The sequence below is a fragment of the Corynebacterium sp. p3-SID1194 genome (genome assembly GCF_025144155.1).
Taxonomy (GTDB): Bacteria; Actinomycetota; Actinomycetes; order Mycobacteriales; family Mycobacteriaceae; genus Corynebacterium.
This window is the reverse complement of record NZ_JALXWY010000005.1, coordinates 67,396-83,370: the sequence shown is the minus strand read 5'-3', so window position 1 is coordinate 83,370 and position 15,975 is coordinate 67,396. Positions and strand designations below refer to the sequence as shown.

At 60.8% G+C, this 15,975-nt stretch carries 24 protein-coding genes and 1 pseudogene; 9 read left to right on the top strand and 16 right to left on the bottom strand.

Annotation, left to right across the window (positions count from 1 at the left end; all coding sequences use genetic code 11):
- Nucleotides 1-2: 2 nt before the first annotated feature.
- Complete coding sequence (locus tag M3G19_RS05555) at nt 3-308, top strand: HigA family addiction module antitoxin (protein ID WP_259901274.1); 306 nt, start codon at nt 3-5, stop codon at nt 306-308.
- 7 nt (nt 309-315) lie between these two features.
- Here M3G19_RS05555 and arfB (M3G19_RS05550) read toward each other — a convergent pair whose 3' ends face one another.
- Entirely contained in the window at nt 316-759 is a 444-nt protein-coding gene (gene arfB / locus M3G19_RS05550; RefSeq protein ID WP_259901273.1) for an alternative ribosome rescue aminoacyl-tRNA hydrolase ArfB, read from the bottom strand.
- A 301-nt stretch (nt 760-1,060) separates the two neighbouring features.
- Between arfB (M3G19_RS05550) and M3G19_RS05545 the strand changes: the two genes are divergently transcribed.
- Nucleotides 1,061-2,041, top strand: coding sequence for an NAD(P)/FAD-dependent oxidoreductase (locus M3G19_RS05545; RefSeq protein WP_259901272.1), 981 nt, complete (start codon nt 1,061-1,063; stop codon nt 2,039-2,041).
- A 78-nt stretch (nt 2,042-2,119) separates the two neighbouring features.
- Here M3G19_RS05545 and M3G19_RS05540 read toward each other — a convergent pair whose 3' ends face one another.
- The 3 genes from M3G19_RS05540 to M3G19_RS05530 all read right to left on the bottom strand — a co-directional run bounded on the left by M3G19_RS05540 (nt 2,120) and on the right by M3G19_RS05530 (nt 4,564).
- Entirely contained in the window at nt 2,120-4,012 is a 1,893-nt protein-coding gene (locus M3G19_RS05540) for a cation-translocating P-type ATPase (RefSeq protein ID WP_259901271.1), read from the bottom strand.
- Nucleotides 4,009-4,368, bottom strand: coding sequence for a helix-turn-helix transcriptional regulator (locus M3G19_RS05535; protein WP_259901270.1), 360 nt, complete (start codon nt 4,366-4,368; stop codon nt 4,009-4,011). The genes M3G19_RS05540 and M3G19_RS05535 overlap by 4 nt, the downstream gene beginning before the upstream one ends.
- Nucleotides 4,369-4,450: 82 nt before the next feature.
- Nucleotides 4,451-4,564 (bottom strand): alkane 1-monooxygenase, encoded by a 114-nt coding sequence (locus tag M3G19_RS05530; protein WP_396121748.1) that lies wholly within the window; start codon nt 4,562-4,564, stop codon nt 4,451-4,453.
- Nucleotides 4,565-4,683: 119 nt separating this feature from the next.
- On the opposite strand from M3G19_RS05530, the gene M3G19_RS05525 reads away from it, so the two are divergent.
- Complete coding sequence (locus tag M3G19_RS05525; protein ID WP_259901269.1) at nt 4,684-4,965, top strand: type II toxin-antitoxin system RelE/ParE family toxin; 282 nt, start codon at nt 4,684-4,686, stop codon at nt 4,963-4,965.
- Nucleotides 4,966-4,999: 34 nt separating this feature from the next.
- Entirely contained in the window at nt 5,000-5,260 is a 261-nt protein-coding gene (locus tag M3G19_RS05520) for a HigA family addiction module antitoxin (RefSeq protein ID WP_259901307.1), read from the top strand.
- A 7-nt stretch (nt 5,261-5,267) separates the two neighbouring features.
- Here the strand turns inward: M3G19_RS05520 and arfB (M3G19_RS05515) are convergent, their stop codons facing one another.
- From arfB (M3G19_RS05515) to arfB (M3G19_RS05500), 4 genes and pseudogenes are all read right to left on the bottom strand, one after another.
- Nucleotides 5,268-5,711: an alternative ribosome rescue aminoacyl-tRNA hydrolase ArfB gene (arfB, locus tag M3G19_RS05515; protein ID WP_259901306.1), complete on the bottom strand. Its 444-nt coding sequence runs from the start codon at nt 5,709-5,711 to the stop codon at nt 5,268-5,270.
- 31 nt (nt 5,712-5,742) lie between these two features.
- On the bottom strand, nt 5,743-6,333 hold the full coding sequence (locus M3G19_RS05510; protein WP_259901268.1) for a putative glycolipid-binding domain-containing protein: 591 nt from the start codon (nt 6,331-6,333) through the stop codon (nt 5,743-5,745).
- Nucleotides 6,334-6,416: 83 nt separating this feature from the next.
- Entirely contained in the window at nt 6,417-6,776 is a 360-nt protein-coding gene (locus M3G19_RS05505) for a VOC family protein (protein ID WP_259901267.1), read from the bottom strand.
- 103 nt (nt 6,777-6,879) lie between these two features.
- Nucleotides 6,880-7,324, bottom strand: a pseudogene (gene arfB / locus M3G19_RS05500) (alternative ribosome rescue aminoacyl-tRNA hydrolase ArfB).
- 66 nt (nt 7,325-7,390) lie between these two features.
- Here arfB (M3G19_RS05500) and M3G19_RS05495 point away from each other — a divergent pair.
- A complete protein-coding gene (locus M3G19_RS05495) occupies nt 7,391-7,810 on the top strand; it encodes a VOC family protein (protein WP_259901266.1) in 420 nt (139 codons plus the stop codon).
- A gap of 39 nt (nt 7,811-7,849) precedes the next feature.
- On the opposite strand, the gene M3G19_RS05490 is transcribed toward M3G19_RS05495, so the two are convergent.
- The gene (locus M3G19_RS05490; protein WP_259901265.1) at nt 7,850-8,911 is read right to left on the bottom strand and encodes an FUSC family protein; all 1,062 of its coding nucleotides are present in this window, start codon (nt 8,909-8,911) and stop codon (nt 7,850-7,852) included.
- A gap of 111 nt (nt 8,912-9,022) precedes the next feature.
- Nucleotides 9,023-9,676, bottom strand: a complete 654-nt coding sequence (locus tag M3G19_RS05485; RefSeq protein ID WP_259901264.1) for a hypothetical protein — start codon at nt 9,674-9,676, stop codon at nt 9,023-9,025.
- Nucleotides 9,677-9,781: 105 nt separating this feature from the next.
- Here M3G19_RS05485 and M3G19_RS05480 point away from each other — a divergent pair, with 105 nt between their 5' ends.
- Nucleotides 9,782-10,333 (top strand): DUF1707 domain-containing protein, encoded by a 552-nt coding sequence (locus M3G19_RS05480; RefSeq protein WP_259901263.1) that lies wholly within the window; start codon nt 9,782-9,784, stop codon nt 10,331-10,333.
- On the opposite strand, the gene M3G19_RS05475 is transcribed toward M3G19_RS05480, so the two are convergent.
- Nucleotides 10,334-11,011, bottom strand: a complete 678-nt coding sequence (locus tag M3G19_RS05475) for a YoaK family protein (RefSeq protein WP_259901262.1) — start codon at nt 11,009-11,011, stop codon at nt 10,334-10,336. It lies immediately after the preceding gene.
- Nucleotides 11,012-11,096: 85 nt separating this feature from the next.
- Between M3G19_RS05475 and M3G19_RS05470 the strand changes: the two genes are divergently transcribed.
- On the top strand, nt 11,097-11,558 hold the full coding sequence (locus M3G19_RS05470; protein ID WP_259901261.1) for a GNAT family N-acetyltransferase: 462 nt from the start codon (nt 11,097-11,099) through the stop codon (nt 11,556-11,558).
- Here the strand turns inward: M3G19_RS05470 and M3G19_RS05465 are convergent.
- The 5 genes from M3G19_RS05465 to M3G19_RS05445 all read right to left on the bottom strand — a co-directional run bounded on the left by M3G19_RS05465 (nt 11,555) and on the right by M3G19_RS05445 (nt 14,754).
- Nucleotides 11,555-12,238: a hypothetical protein gene (locus tag M3G19_RS05465; protein WP_259901260.1), complete on the bottom strand. Its 684-nt coding sequence runs from the start codon at nt 12,236-12,238 to the stop codon at nt 11,555-11,557. The genes M3G19_RS05470 and M3G19_RS05465 overlap by 4 nt on opposite strands.
- A 222-nt stretch (nt 12,239-12,460) precedes the next feature.
- The gene (locus M3G19_RS05460; RefSeq protein WP_259901259.1) at nt 12,461-13,552 is read right to left on the bottom strand and encodes a hypothetical protein; all 1,092 of its coding nucleotides are present in this window, start codon (nt 13,550-13,552) and stop codon (nt 12,461-12,463) included.
- A gap of 69 nt (nt 13,553-13,621) precedes the next feature.
- Nucleotides 13,622-13,798, bottom strand: coding sequence for a hypothetical protein (locus M3G19_RS05455; protein WP_259901258.1), 177 nt, complete (start codon nt 13,796-13,798; stop codon nt 13,622-13,624).
- Between the two features lie 384 nt (nt 13,799-14,182).
- On the bottom strand, nt 14,183-14,383 hold the full coding sequence (locus tag M3G19_RS05450) for a hypothetical protein (protein ID WP_259901257.1): 201 nt from the start codon (nt 14,381-14,383) through the stop codon (nt 14,183-14,185).
- 11 nt (nt 14,384-14,394) lie between these two features.
- Complete coding sequence (locus M3G19_RS05445; protein ID WP_259901256.1) at nt 14,395-14,754, bottom strand: DUF4258 domain-containing protein; 360 nt, start codon at nt 14,752-14,754, stop codon at nt 14,395-14,397.
- 290 nt (nt 14,755-15,044) lie between these two features.
- Between M3G19_RS05445 and M3G19_RS05440 the strand changes: the two genes are divergently transcribed.
- Nucleotides 15,045-15,362 (top strand): replication initiation protein, encoded by a 318-nt coding sequence (locus M3G19_RS05440; protein WP_259901255.1) that lies wholly within the window; start codon nt 15,045-15,047, stop codon nt 15,360-15,362.
- Between the two features lie 79 nt (nt 15,363-15,441).
- Entirely contained in the window at nt 15,442-15,825 is a 384-nt protein-coding gene (locus M3G19_RS05435) for a hypothetical protein (RefSeq protein ID WP_259901254.1), read from the top strand.
- Nucleotides 15,826-15,975: the final 150 nt, after the last annotated feature.

Below are 15,975 nucleotides of genomic sequence, written 5' to 3'. Positions count from 1 at the left end.
CCATGTCGGAGAAGCTTTATCCGCCGATTCATCCTGGAGAGATTCTTCTCGAGGATTTCATTGAGGGATTTGAAATCACCCAGCACAAGCTTGCCGTATCGATCGGGGTGCCCCCTCGTCGTATCAACGAGATCGTGCACGGGAAACGCGGGATTACGGCTGACACCGCGCTTAGGCTCGGAAAGTTCTTTGGCGTCGAGCCTATGTTCTGGATGAATCTGCAGAACCAGTATGAGATTGCGGTGGCGGAGGACAAGGCCCTTGCCGAGATCGAGCGGATTCAGCCGGTCCAAGCTGCCTCGGCGTAGACCCGACCTAGGGGATTTGGGGCCGCCGCCTCGTGGACTTGAGCTCCGAGCGCCGTTTCTTCGCTTCGAGTCGGCGCCGCACCGAGCCCCGTGTCGGCTTCGTCTTACGCCGTGGGGGAGGAGGCGGGGCGAGGGCCTCGCGCAACAGGGTGGCCATGCGTTCGCGTGCCTCAGCTCGGTTGCGCACCTGCGACCGCTGGGTCGATGCAGTCACGGTGAGGACGGAGCCGTCCATGCGGTGCTCGAGGTTGAGGAAGATGCGGCGGCGTTGGGCGTCGGTAAGCGATGCGCTTTCAGTGATATCGATGGAAAGCTGGACCTTGCTGTCGGTCGTGTTGACGCCCTGGCCGCCCGGACCCGACGACTTCGAGAACCTCTCCGTTAGGTCGGCAGCAGCGATGACTGCACCGTCGGGGATCCCCGGGCCGGGCGCGATGGTCAGGTCGTTCATGCAGCCCAGTTTAGGTGCCCTACGAGTCGTTCTTGTCTCGGCGGAAACGAAGACCGCGTCGCGACGTAATCGTAATACGGAAAAGGGCTTGGCGGCTCGGGGGAGGTGATTGTCTTTCGACAATCCGTGGAGCTCAAGCTCAACGTGTAACGAGGGGCGTTAAGGTGGTGATTGTTGACTACTACTGACAAGCTCTCCCTGTTGGTGAGTTTGCGGAGACACAACTGGTCGGGCATGTGCCCGATGAGGTGAGAAACGATACTGAAGCGTCACTTCCGGGAGATTATGGAGGGATGATCGATTGGCTGAGCATCACACGGCCATCGTCGTCGGTGGTGGCCAGTCCGGCCTAGCCACGGCATACTACCTGCGGCGCTTCAAAGTGGACTTCATGATCTTGGACAACCAAGAGGAACCCGGTGGAGCGTGGTTGCACACGTGGCCTTCACTGACACTTTTCTCCGCCGCGGAGTTTTCCAACCTGCCCGGCTGGCCTATGCCGCGGTACCCGGGGTACCCGCCGGCAAGTCATGTCATCGACTATCTGGAAAGCTACGAAAAACGCTATGAACTCCCGGTTAGGCGCCCAGTGCACGTTCACAGCGTGTCCCATGACGAAGGGATGTTCTACCTAGATACGAGCGCCGGTAAATTCACAGCGGAACACGTTATCGCGGCCACAGGTACGTGGTCCGCGCCCTTCGTGCCCCACTATCCCGGTACCTTCCAGGGACGCCAGTGGCACTCGTCGTCCTACCCCGGTCCCGAACCATTCCGCGGGGCGAAGGTCGCGGTGGTCGGTGGGGCGAACTCGGGTGCCCAGATCGCCGCAGACCTCATCGGGACGTCGGAGGTCACATGGTTCACACGTGAGCAACCGCGCTGGATGCCTGACGACGTCGATGGCCGCGATCTCTTTCTCAACAGCCGCCGCCGGATTCTTGGCGGCGGTTCCGGACCGGACCTCGGGGACATTGTCGCGCTTCCTCATCTACGTGAGCTCCGCAACTCCGGTCAGCTCACCGCTACCCCCATTTTCGATAGCTTGAGCGAGCTCGACCACGACCACCTGATCTGGTGCACTGGTTTTCGTCCGGCCCTCGCTCCATTCCGCCACCTCATGCGCGACCGCGAACCTGAGGTGGAGAATTTGCATCTAGTCGGTTACGGCAACTGGACCGGCGACGGCTCGGCAACGCTGATGGGTGTGGGGCCCTTTGCCAAACACACCGCCCAGGTAGTTGCGGGCCGTGTCGATGAAGCTCGGCATCACAAGTTTTGAGATGACGCTTGGTCCCTGATCAGCTCGATCCTTCCAAGATCCGCGTTGGAGAGCCAGCGCGCTGGGCGAAAGTGTGGCTCAGCGCTTCGCTTGCGCGGCCCGCAGGCCGTTCAAAATCACGATGACTTCGGCGACCTCGTGAACCAACACGACGGCGGCCAGACCCAGCACGCCGCTGATCGCAAGCGGCATCAACACGATGATGATGGCCAGAGACAGCACGATGTTCTGGTTGATGATCCTGCTGCCTCGGCGGGCGTGCTGTAGCGCCTGCGGGATCAGCCGGAGGTCGTGGCCGGTGAAGGCGACGTCAGCGGACTCGATCGCGGCGTCGGAGCCAGTTGCTCCCATCGCGATGCCCACCGTAGCGCCCGCCAGTGCCGGCGCGTCGTTGATGCCGTCACCAATCATCGCCGTCGGCGTCTTGGAGGAGAGTTCGGCAACGATGCTCGCCTTGTCCTCCGGGCGCAGCTCGGCGCGCACGTCGTCGATTCCGGCGATTCCAGCCAGTGCCCGGGCGGTGCGAGTGTTGTCACCGGTGAGCATGCTTACTTCCACGTCGTTGGCGTGCAGGGTCTGCACGGCTTCGGGCACCTCGGGCCGCAGCTCGTCGCGGACCCCGATCGCCCCGGCAAGGGCGTCATCGACGGCGACCAGGACGCAGGTCTGCCCCTCGGACTCCATGAGCTCAACATCGGCCTTCAGTGGCCCGGCGTCGATCCATCGGGGGCTGCCCACCAGCACCCGTCGGTCTTCGACGGTGCCGCCGATGCCATGACCGGCTTCCTCGCTGATGTCCAGGGCAGCGGGCGCTTCGGGCTCCGCCGCCGCGATCGCCGCGGCGAGGGGGTGCGTCGATTGCTGCTCAACTGCCGCCGCGAAAGTAAGCACCTGCGCCCGATTGAATCCGTCTGCCGGGACCACGTCGGTAACCTCGGGCTGGTTGCGGGTGAGGGTTCCGGTCTTGTCCACCGCTAGGTGACGGATGCCGCCGAGCCGCTCGAATGCCGCGCCGGACTTGATGACCACGCCGAACTGGCTGGCTGCCCCGATCGCGGCCACGACTGTCAGCGGCACGGAGATTGCCAGCGCGCATGGCGACGCTGCGACCAGGACCACCAACGCTCGGGTGATCCACGTCTCGGGGTCGCCCAGCAGCGAGCCGATCACGCCGACTAGCACCGCCAGGATCATCACCCCGGGCACGAGGGGTCGGGCAATCCGGTCGGCGATCCGGGCGCGGTCGCCCTTTTCCGCCTGCGCCTGCTCGACTAGGTCCACGAGTGTGGTCAGCGAGTTGTCCGTTCCAGCTGCGGTCGTCTCGACCTCCAGCGAACCGGCGGAGTTGATCGCTCCCGCGGGCACCTCGTCGCCGGGCGCGACCTCCTCCGGAATGGATTCTCCGGTGATCGCTGAGGTGTCAAGGTTGGAGCGCCCAGACCGAATGATGCCGTCCGTGGCGATCCGCTCCCCGGGGCGCACGAGCATCAGCTCGCCAGCCACGAGGTCCTTCGCTGCGATCTCGACCGCCGTGCCGTCGCGTAGCACCGTCGCGGTCTGCGGTACCAACTTCAACAGTGCCCGCAGTCCGCCCTGGGCCCGGTCCATCGCCTTGTCTTCCAGTGCCTCGGCGATCGAGTACAGGAACGCTAGCGCCGCGGCCTCTCCGATGAAGCCGAGGATCACCGCACCGACCGCGCTGATCGTCATCAGCAAGCCAATGCCGAGCTTGCGCTTCGTGACAAGGTTCCGTATCGCGCCGGGCGCGAAGGTATACGCCCCTAGCAGCAGGCCGACCCAGAACAGTACTGTCGCGGGTGTCTCCAGCCCGGTCCAGTCCAACGCGAGGCCTATGCAGAGGGCTACGCCAGAGAAGATTGGCAGTAGCAACTCGGGGTCCTTCCACCATGGCCGATCGAGCTCTTCGATCTCATTGGCGGGTTCGTGTTCGCATCCACACGCCGAGCTCATGCGTCCGCTCCTTTCACGCCGCAGCCGGGCACGGAGCACTCAGGGTCGATGCACGGGGCGTTTTCGTCGACAGCCAACGTCGCGTTCACTAGCGCGTCGAGCGCTGCCGCGAGGTGCGGATCGGCGATTTCGTAGCGAGTCTTGCGGCCCTCTGGCTCGGCGACGATGATGCCGCAGTCGCGCAAGCAGGTCAGGTGGTTCGAGACGTTCGAGCGGGTCAGGTCCAGGTCGCGCGCAAGCACGGCTGGGTAGCTCGGGCCGTCTAGTAGGGTCATCAGGATTCGGGAGCGCGTCGGATCGGCCATAGCCCGGCCGAGCCGGTTCATGACGTCAAGGCGTGAAGCAATAGTCAGCATGTGCTGAACTATACAGTATTCACTGAACTATTTAACACGCACTGAACTGACATTGGAGCGAAGAGCTTGCAACCTGCGGGAATTAGTCGATGAGATAGCCGGTAACTGGGCCTTCGCGGTTCGGCTGCCAACCCAACGCGGGGGCGACATGCGTGGCGAAGCTGTCCAAGATCTTCACGTTGACGTCCACGCCCATCCCGGTGGGGATGGTGTTAACGAGAAAGTAACTGTGCAACGAGATACCGTGGAGTTCAAGTTTAACGTTTAACGCGATACGTTATTGACGCTTCGCGTTATGGGGGGATAGGGTGAAGCATGATTCAGTCGTTCGCCAACAAGGACACTGAGCGTTTGTGGAATCGAGATAGGGTGCCCTCGATCGATTCCCGCATTCACTCAGTGGCGCTGCGTAAATTGCGTCAGCTTGGCTATGCACAAAGCCTTCAAGAGTTGCGGATTCCTCCTGGAAACCGTCTCGAGGCATTGAAAGGCGATCGGCAGGGTCAGCACAGTATTCGAATCAACAACCAGTGGCGGATCTGTTTTCGGTGGTCCGCCGCGGGGCCAGAAGAGGTTGAGGTCGTTGACTACCACTGACAAGCTCCCTCCGGTTCACCCCGGCGAGATCCTCATGGAGGACTTCCTCAAGGGGATGGGGATTACGCAGCACAAGCTTGCTGTTTCTATCGGCGTTCCCCCTCGCCGGATCAACGAAATCGTCCACGGCAAGCGCGCTGTCACCGCTGACACAGCCCTTCGTTTGGCGAAGTTTTTCGGGATGAGCCCCCAGTTCTGGCTCGGGTTGCAGACCCAGTACGACCTGGACGTGGCGGAAGACAAGATCCTCGCCGAGATTGAACAGATTCAGCCGGTCCAAGCTGCCTCGGCGTAGACCCGACCTAGGGGATTTGGGGCCGCCGCCTCGTGGACTTGAGCTCCGAGCGCCGCTTTTTCGCTTCGAGACGGCGCCGCACCGAGCCCCGAGTCGGTTTCGTTTTGCGCCGCAGGTGAGGAGGCGGGGCAAGCGCCTCGCGCAACAGGGCGGCCATGCGTTCGCGTGCCTCGGCGCGGTTGCGTACCTGCGACCGTTGAGTCGATGCAGTCACTGTGAGGACTGTTCCGTCCATGCGGTGCTCGAGGTTGCGCAAGATGCGGCGTCGTTGTGCGTCGGTAAGCGATGCGCTTTTGGCGATATCGATGGAAAGCTGGACCTTGCTGTCCGTTGTGTTGACGCCCTGGCCGTCCGGCCCCGAGGCCTTCACGAAACGCTCCTTCAGGTCGGCGGCGGCGATGACCATTCCGTCGGGGGTCCCCGGGCCGGGCGCGATGGTCAGGTCCTTGATGCCGACCAGACTACTTAGAGTTCTTTTCTCATCAGATCCGTTGCGCCATATCCGGGTATTGCACGACCACTCCGTCACCGTCGACTTCTAACTCGACATCGACCCCGCGCGTTCCGCTCGCATAGCGGACGGTCTTTGAGTCGATTGAGCTGTAATACTGGTCCGAGGCGATTACCTGAAGAGACGGCATATCAATCCACGCCATGATGAGTTGAGTCTTCGGAACCTGCGTTTCCAATAATCCCAGGCGCCGAATGGGCATTGTGTTTGTGAGAGGACAAAGACCGAGATCGCAATCCAGAGCGGCGCTCAGGTCGGCTGACTGCGCGATTCCGGGGGAAGGCAGATCGGAAGGCTGGGTGCCCTTTTCATTGGTCTCCGATGACCATATGCCTTGCTCTGACCTGACCAGGTTGAGGCTCCGCTCCCAGCCGTCTCCCTCAACCGTCACTGACACACTTTGGGTCACCCAGTTCTCAGTGGCTTGCAGCTCCCACCTGGCTTCGTATCCCTCGCCGAACTGCATTCCGGTGGCTGTCAGCCCGGATCCGAAGAATTGAATTGCAGCATCGTTCCGGATGAGGGGGTTGTCGACGTGCTCCCACTTGTAGATGCGCTCCATGATGCTGACTCTACATTGCGGATTGCGCGAAAGGGCTGGTGGAATTCGTTTGCAGCTATGTGGAATTCAAATTTGACGTGTTACTAGGCAGTGGGGCCGCCCACACAGAACTCGTTGCCCTCCGGATCCTGCATGACAGTCCAAACGAGTCCTGGTGCCTCGTGGGCACCGAGTTCGGTAGCGCCCAACCCCTTGAGGCGCTTTACCAAGGTTTCGCGCTCCGCCCCGCTAACGTCGATATGCATACGATTCTTCCCAGGCGTGGGCTCCTCAACGCGTTGAAAGCCCAGTGCTGGAGTGGAATCAACCATCACGAAATCGCCGTAGTCGCCAGCGATTTCGCAACCAGTCGCAGAGGACCAAAACTCAGCGAGTGTGGACGGATCGTGGCAGTCGAAGGTGATCTGTCGGATGACAAAATTAGCGTCGCTCATGGTCTCCATTTTCGGTGGTCGTTTGCGTACCTGCAAGGTTTCGCCGGAAAGCCGTGTACCCGTTAAAGGAGACCTTCAGGAACGGCTCCAACAGCATCGGCGTAGACCCGACCTAGGGGATTTGGGGCCGCCGCCTCGTGGACTTGAGCTCCGAGCGCCGTTTCTTCGCTTCGAGTCGGCGCCGCACCGAGCCCCGTGTCGGCTTCGTCTTACGCCGTGGGGGAGGCGGTGGCGCGAGGGCCTCGCGCAACAGGGTGGCCATGCGTTCGCGCGCCTCGGCGCGGTTGCGTACCTGCGACCGCTGGGTCGATGCAGTCACTGTGAGGACTGTTCCGTCCAGGCGGTGCTCGAGGTTGCGCAAGATGCGGCGTCGTTGTGCGTCGGTAAGCGATGCGCTTTTGGCGATATCGATGGAAAGCTGGACCTTGCTGTCCGTTGTGTTGACGCCCTGGCCGCCCGGCCCCGAGGCCTTCACGAAACGCTCCTTCAGGTCGGCGGCGGCGATGACCATTCCGTCGGGGGGTCCCCGGGCCGGGCGCGATGGTCAGGTCCTTCATGCAGCCCACCCTACAAGCAGTGCAGGGGGCTACTTGACGGACGTGTGACCGCCTACACTGGCGGGCATGAAGACATCGCTCTATGTTTCCTTCCCCGGCAATGCCCGCGAAGCGCTCGAGTTTTACCACGAGGTCTTCGGCGGCGAACTCGATATCATCACCTACGGCGAGCAGCTCGACCGCGGCGCGCAGTTCCCGTTCGACCCGCCCCGCGACGCAGTTGCGCACGGCACCCTGACAGGCCCGTTCACATTCGGCGGCGGCGACGACCTGCAGAACAACGCCGATGTTCTCGACCGCGGCGTCTTCGGCTTCACCGCAGAGGTGGATTCGGTGGAAGAAGGAGAGCTGCTCATCGAGAAATTCACCCGTGGCGGCGGCAAGGTCACCATGCCGTTCGCGCAGGCCCCGTGGGGTGCGCACTTCGGCGTCGTCGAGGACAAGTTCGGTCTGGCCTGGAACATCACTACTGGCGACGGCCGGTAGGGCCAGGGACGGGCGGTGTCCCGTCGTAAAGCAACTGCGCTACCGGCGACCCGGCAGCACGACGGAAGGGTACGTGCGCACGTAACCGACCGCGATGATGACCAGCGCGGCGAATGCGCCGATGACGGTCTCCGCGGTGCGGGCCAGCAGCATCGGGGCGATGGGGGCTGCGTCGACGGTCTGGACCATGAGCAGAGCGGTAGGGGTGATGAAGGTGGCGGCGATGGTGTAATTCCGCGTCACGTACATCTCCGTGAGGTACTGCAGGACAATGATCCACACGACGATCTGCCAGCCGTGCAACGAGTGAGACAGGAGAAAGCCCGCTACGGCGATGCCGGTAAGGGTGCCGACCACGCGCTCGATTGCGCGGTAGTACTGCATCTTGAACCGGGAGTTGACCAGCGGCGCGACCGCGGCGACCATCGCCCAGTACGAGTGGGAGAGCGGGTCGAAAAGACTCACTGAGATGAGCCCCAGCGTGCCGGCGATGAGCGGCGAGAAGAAGAACCGGCTGGCTTCGACAGCCAAGCGCTGCCAGGGGAGGCGCGCAGCGCCCGGGGCGCGAGTCGGGACCTCGTTCGGTTTCGCGTTGCCGCCTGGCCCCTCGCCGATGAACTGGGACAGCTGACCGAGCACGAGGCACAGCAGTGCCGCGCTGCCGGCGATGGCGAAGGCCAGTAGAGGATGGACCGGGTTTCTCAGGGAGCCGACCGCCGCGACGGAGAACACCACGAAGACCGAACCAGACGGTTTCATGTCCGCCGACAATGCGATTGTCGCCCACAGCGAGGAGGCCAACGCCGTGACCACCATGAGCAACCAGGGGCTCAGGTCGAACCAGGCGATTGTCGCGCCGATTGTGACAGCGAGGGTCAAGGCGATCCCGGCGAGGATGTGGTGCTTCAGTCGTTTCTGGCGGGTTGCATGCCGGCCGTACACGCCGGTGAATGCCCCGAAGTTCGCGTAGATAGCCAGATCGATCCGTCCGATCGCCAGCAGCGTGAACATCGGGATGGCCACGCCGAGGGCCGTGCGGAATGCCGGGATATGGTCGCGCTGAGCAGGACCCATCTGGAACAGCGGATTGGACGTGGGCAACTGCGACCTCCTCGACACTGACCTAGCCGTGAATTCGTGGAACGTGCATCACTGTAACGAGCACCAGCAGCGGTCGCTTGGGAGGGTGGGACTGCCCTGATCACGGACTCGCTAAAGAAAAAGAAAGATCACGAACGGCACCAACGCTATTGACAGTCCGATAACACCGAAGACGCATCCGATCTGTGTCTTGAAGTCCTGCTCCTTGAATTTGAACGGCGCGAATTTCACCCCGGTTTCTTTCATTGCTTTGTGGATCTCGCTATCCAGGTTCGGTCCGCTCGTTCTGCGTTTGACCCATTTGCCGCGTTCGTCGCGCCACACCTCCCAGTTCAGGTCGGCCCTAAACGCCGTGCCCATGAAACCGGAGGTGAATTTGCTGGTCGAATTCGGTCCCTGTTCGGTGCCATGGCGAATGATGCGATCCTCGCGCACGAATCCTTCGGGACGGTCGTGCAGGATCACAACGCGCTCCTCGTCGAAAGCTTCTCTTTCGGTGGCGTATTCTCTGACGATATTGTCCCGGCGAGTCTGGATCACCATGCTCGAAGGTGTCGTCGTGATGGTGAACATCGTTCCGAGCAAACGTGGATACAAAGCTTGGGCGAGCGCAACGACGCGTGGACTGCCCCGGAACACCGGCGGCGGACCCCATTGACTCGGATCGGGGTGCGGCGTCACGTCTTCGGCGATATAAATCATTACGAAGACCACGGCGACAACGGTGAAAAGTGCTAATGCGATGAGCGCGATGATCCAGTTCATAGGCAGAATTCTATGCGGATTAGACTGCTAAAATGCGATGAGTTGATGGCGAACGGGCTCGCGCTCCGTGGCGGAGTCCGCGACTAGTTAGAAAGGTCCACCCTCGTGACTGAGAATTTCGATCCGAACCAGGTGCGCGTGGGAGACCCGGAGCGCTCGGAGGCGCTGGACCGGTTGGGGGAGCACTTCGCTAACGGTTACCTTGACGTCAACGAGTTCGAGGAACGCACGGGACGGGCAGCAGCGGCGCGCACGCGGGCGGATCTGACAGCGCTATTCGGTGACCTGCCGGGTGGTCAGGCACAGCAGGTACCTGTGCCAGCGACTAACGAGAACGGCTCGACGGTAGCGAACGCGGAGTACTCCGACCGTGAGCTTGATGAAGCGCTCGACCGGAAGAAGAAGCTGAACCGTGCGCTGGGCATCCTCTGGTCGATCACGATGGCAGCGTTTTTCCTCTGGCTCTTCGTTTTTGAGGGGGATTACTTCTGGGTGGTGTTCCCGGTGGCGGGTGTGCTCACCTGGGGCCTGTACTCGTACTACGACATTGGCGACGAAGAAGACGAGATGCTCGACAAGATTTTGGAGGACCGCGGCAAGGAGCGCGCGGAGCGTCTCCGCATCGCGCACGAGCGGCGCAAGGAGCTGGGCAAGTAGCTAGACGTGTAGTCCGCGGGAACGGCGGATGTGCCGGTTCACTAGGGCAGCCGCGGTCCCCGCGACGAGGAGCGCGGTGACTACCCACACGGAGTACAGACCGAACTCGACATAGCAGCGGCCACCGATCAGTGCGCCGCATGCGAGCGAGAGCCACAGTGCGAAATTGATCAGCCACGCGCTGTGCGAGCCGCCGAAGAACGCAGCGACGAAGCGCTGCGCCATTTTCACTAGTGTGCCGGTCATGTACGTCAGTGAGATGGACACCTCACCGTTGCGCTCGAACGTCGAGTTCATCGCGCCGACGGTGAACGAGAGGCTGTAGACCGCCAGGTCTTCGTGCCCGGTGGCCACCCACACCGACGCGATCGCCGATGTCAGACAGACGAACAACAGGATCGCTTCGCGGGTCCGGGTGCGCGGAAGGTGGCGGTGCCCGAGTTGGCTGATCAGTGCGCCGATGGCCACGCCGACGAGAAAGAGCACCATCAAGGTGCCGGCTTTGGCGGCGACGTCGAGGTGGCCGTCGTTAAGCGCCGCGGTGAGGCGCGTCGTGTTGCCGGACATGAATGACAGGAAATATCCGCCGAGGTACATGAATCCGAGAGCGTCGATGAAGCCCGTGATGGACGACAGATAAACAGCGAGGAGATGCTCGCCCGTGCGGTAACCCTTCATGCGATCTAGCTATAACATGCCACGGAACGATCCGGCCCACGCTGCGATTGTTACATTTATCGCAAAGAGAAGAAGGGCAGGATTCATGGCTATAAATCGTGTGAGCCGAGCACGGCCCAGCGATGCCGCCACCGTCGCGAAGCTATTGCACGCCTTCAACACCGAGTTCGACACACCCGTTCCCGACGAAGCGACGCTGACTCACAGGTGGGAAGCATTGCTTGCGCGCGAGGACGTCCTCGTCCTTCTCGCCGGCGAAGTCGCTTTCGCATTCTTGACCCTGCGCCCCACGCCCTACTGGGACGGCCCCCTCGCACAGCTCGAGGAACTCTACGTAGCACCCGCGCACCGAGGTCACGGCACCGGTAGCACGCTTATCGACGAAGCCTGCGCCCTCTCCCGCTCCCGCGGCGCCCAGGAGATGCTCATCAACGTCGACGAGATCGACCACGATGCCCGGCGCTTCTATGAGCGCCACGGCTTTTCCAACTACGAAATCGGACAGGACTACCGGATGCTGTGCTACATCCGGGAGCTGGAGGGCTAAAGCTCCTCGATCCGTCCTTGATCTTGGGTCAACATGAGCGCACCGAGCGGTAAACCCGTATCGGAGCGATAGGACATGTCGCGTTTGGTGACGATCAGCCTAATGCGCTTGCCCACGTACGGGTCCCACCGCGGGCTTGCGTCCGAGAATTTACTATTCGTGCCGAGTTCGACGAGCTCGTTGACGCGGCTGTAGTTTTGGTCGCCTGCCTTATTCGCCGTGAACTCGGTGGGCTCGTCCAAGACAAGCACGAAGTACCGGTCTGAGGGCTTGGCAGAGTCAGGGTTCGGGTGAGGATCGCCATTCAAGAGGTCTTCGGCGGTCAGCTTTTCCACCGTGCCGATGAACTCGAATTCTCCCGGCGCGAGGTCGCTCGGCTCGTCCTTGTCCTCCGCGGTATCAGCCTCCGCCTCGGCATCGGGCGCGGCATCGGCCTTAGTGTCACCGACGGCCTCCGGTTCTTCAGTCGCGTTCCCGCTTCCGCCGTCGCTCTCGTCGTCGGGGCCGAGCACAGTTCCGTCGTTGTATTGCGTGACGGTGACGATCTCGACATCGCCGGCAGGTTCCTCCGGCGCGGCCTGCGGAACCTCGGCGGATTCATTGCTGCCGCAGGCTGCGAGAAGCAGGGAGGCGCCGGTGATGACGCTGGTGAAACGCGTGGCACGGCGTCGAGAAGTCATGCGCTCAAAGTAGCACGGTTCAGACACACCGGAGAGGTCGTCTAAGGCTGGTTGCACGCCAGTGTGATGAGGGCCGTGGACATAGTTTAAATAGTTTCCGTGTTTACTAAACCTGAACTGGGGTTTTGTAGAGCAGGTCCCGGTCAAAGTGAAAGTAGATCCACGTGGCCTCTCGGGCGGGGGCGTGTCGGGGCGGGGCTGCCGAGACTGTTCGCTGGTGGCTCAGGCCACGAGCTCAAAGGGGATCGGCTCTCCTTCGATACCGTTGAGCACCACGGAAATGGCATGCGCGCCGGGGTAGAGGACCCGGGTGCTGGTGACAGCGAAAGGGTGCCGCTTGGTCAGGTCGCGTTCTTCGCCGGGGGCGAGAGTGAGCCGGCCGAGGCGGAAGGTGGTGGGGCGGCGGGTGCCGTTCTTCTTGAGGAAGTGGACGCGGTAGTCGACAAGAATGTCGCGGGGTTCATCTGAAGCGTTGATCACGCGCGCGGTGAGCTCGGCTTTCTCGCCGATCGCGACACGGGGCGGGAAAGCTGTGGCGACCAGCTGGATGTTGTCGGTGGCGGCGAAACCGACGGCAGCGAGTGCGGCGGGGTCGCCCTGCTTGATTAATCCGCGCAGGCCGCGCTCGGCGACCCAGGTGACCTCCGGGGACGGGGTCTCGGCGAGCCAGCGCTCAGCGGTGGCGACGGCGAATAAAGGGTGGGTGCGCGCGATGTCGTTGAGGTTATTGGCTACGGAGGTGCGCACATATAAAGAGGTATCTGCGTAGAGGCGGTCCAGCACCGGAATGATAGGTGCAGGATCGTCCAGAAACGGACGGTGAACGGGGGCCCAGGGGAGGCGGGGGCGGATGCCTTCCGTCGATAAGCGGCGCACGTTGTGGCTAGTCGAGCGCGACCATTCCTCGACGCGTTCCATAGTGAGCGCGGGGTAGTGCGTAAGGTACGGGCGCACGGCCCACTCGCCGGTGAACGCGCGGGTGAGCGCCTCGGTCGCGGCGAGGGAAAGTTCGGGGTGGTCGAGGCCGTAGTCCTCGATGAAGCGGCTTACGGGCCAAAGGTGGAACGCGTGGTTGAAATAGCCTTCGCCTTCCTCCAATTCGGGGCCGAGCTTATCGACGACCCCCGCCACCGCCTCCCCGTAATCCTCCGGCAACCGCTCGCGCAGGCCCTTCGCGAAAACCCCGACGCGGTCCTTGATCTCCAGGTCGTCGACGCGCGGGGCGATCCACGCCGCGTACTCCTCACCGTCGATACCCAGCTGGTTTCCCAGCTTGCGGGCGGTGTCGGCGCCGAAGAAGTACTTCATCTTCATGGCGGCCATTCTACGAATACCTGGTCGTTGAGGCGGTCGGCCTGGTCCAGGTGAGTGTCCTGACCGCTACTAGGCGCTTTTGGTGCTTTTCTTCTTGGCCGTCTTTTTCGTCGACTTCTTGGAGGCCTTCTCCGTGGTCTTTTTGACGGATTTCTTCGTTGATGTCTTCGCGCCCGCCTTACCGGATTTGCGGCCGAGGGAGGCTTCGAGCGCCGCCATGAGGTCGACGACATCAATTACGACCACACTGGGCTACTTTTCAAAGAGCGCCAGTGGGCTACATTTCGAAGAGCACTCACAGACTTCGCCACAGAGGAACTCTAGAACGAATTTGCCGTTCCGGTTGCGGAACCACGTCGCGTGGTAATGCTTTTGGTTAGTCAGTAGTGCTGGCAAGGAGGCTTAACTTATTTAGCCCCCGAGAAAGCACTACTTGCCCCGCTGGCAAGAACGTCGCCCACCTTCCCCCGGAGGTCGGGCGGCGTTCGCATTTTGGAAGCAGAACCCGCCACGGGAAATAATAGAAATCAAGGCAAATGCCTAGGAACAAAACTCGGGGCACTTCACCTCGGGCTCTCACCTATGCGCATAGCTATATGCCCTGCCAGCGCGAACATCCGCCTAATGCGCCTAAGTGGGGAAAGCGCTGGAAAAGTCAGAAATAAGCACTTCAATACCAACAAGTTTTCCATCGTGTCCGATGTCAAGAGAAGCTGCAAGTTCCCCATCGTCTAAAAACAGCGGAATAGAGCCTTTAACTATCCCTTCACCTTTCGCGCCGCTGATATTGAAGTATTGCGCATCGCTAGCGAAGGGGTCCGAATCATTCATTATTAAAAGACCTACCATAAAATCCGCATGACGGTTACGACATTGGCGTTGTCGTCGATAATAACTGCAAGATGCCCATTCTGAGACATGATCCACCAATTATTCTGCTTCTTCTGCCAGTGGAAGCTTTTTGGATGAGCAACGGCACCTTCAACCTCGTCGCGGGATATATTCCGTTCTCGCATGCGATCTTGGGCGTGTTGGCTATAGCTTGCAATGTAGTTGGGCGGACGGCTGCTATGGCCGTATGAAGTTACTACCCTTTCCGGAGTACCAACTGCGGTCGAAGATGCAGCTTGAGCGGGAGTTGCAAGGCTCAAAGGTAAAGCAAAGGTAAGGGCAGATAGGGTTAAGCGTTTTAACAAAGACATGTTTTTCCTCCAAAGTCAAAAGCTTGGATGACCCCAGTCTATCAAAAACCAATATCGATTAATGTTATAAACGAGATAATTGTGCAATATATAGTGATGTCGGGAACGCTTTACTGTCTAAGTCCCTGTCTTGTCCCTAGGAGTACACCCAAAATAAACAGTTCGGGAATACATTCGACGCATTTAACCCACTGTCCGCTAGGGCAGGTTCATGGGTAACGAAACAGGGCCGTCACTACCTCTAGACATTCCCGAATAATCAGAGGTGATTGTAAGCCAAAAAGTCGACTATGCGCGTGCTGGGTGAGCTTTTAGATCATGATCCGCACTTTGCCCATCGCTTTAGCCGAAACCCGTTCTACACAGGCAAGGCCCCTACCGCTGATCGTTGGTATAGGCAGCACAACCAGATGATGCGCCTTGGAGACTTGGTAAAGCAGGTGAGGGATATGGCAGGACAAGACCAGTTCGCCCCACCCCCGCGCCAACAATTCAGCTCTGGCCGCGAACTTATCAACGCGGTCAAGACCCGCCGCGAAGAAGCCCAAGCTTTCAAAGCCCTTGCCAGGGACGAAGACGCAGAAATTTCCGGAGGGCTCGACCAGTAGGACCCGGAACTTATCGACGGCGTACGCGTGCTCTGGATAGCCCAAGGTGTCGTAGGGCGCGGCGAAACAGCCTTTAAGCATGCGCTTAAACCTGGTTGTCGTAATTGGCGTGCGGGAAGGAAAGGGGAGCCGTGTCAGCGGAATCGGGTCGCTTCTTCTGGCGGTTCCCGACGATGCGACTGGTGAACTCTTCTATGCCGGGCGCGTGGAAACGCGGTTCACAACTCACCAGCTGCAGGCAATGGAGGAGAAATTGAGGGAAAAGAAGGTGGGGAAGGCATCGATAAGCGATGTGCCTGAAGTCGACCGTGACGGCGTGTGGTGGGTGGCCCCTGAACTCGTCGGTGAAGTCGCCCTAGCTGGTCGAACGCGCGACGGCAAGGTGCGGCATGCCGTGTGGCGTGGCTGGCGCGACGACAAGGATCCTGGTGAGGTTCGCTGGACAGACGAACTTCGGCGATGAATGAGAAAAAATTTTCGCCACAGTAAATAAAAGCCTGAATTCTAGTTTGGTTCGTACTATATTCCTCTACAAAGTAATCTAAGTCACGTATCAATCCGAGTGTGCTCCGCCGCAAAGGGGCGTGGCGAGGATACGAAACACGAAGAGGAA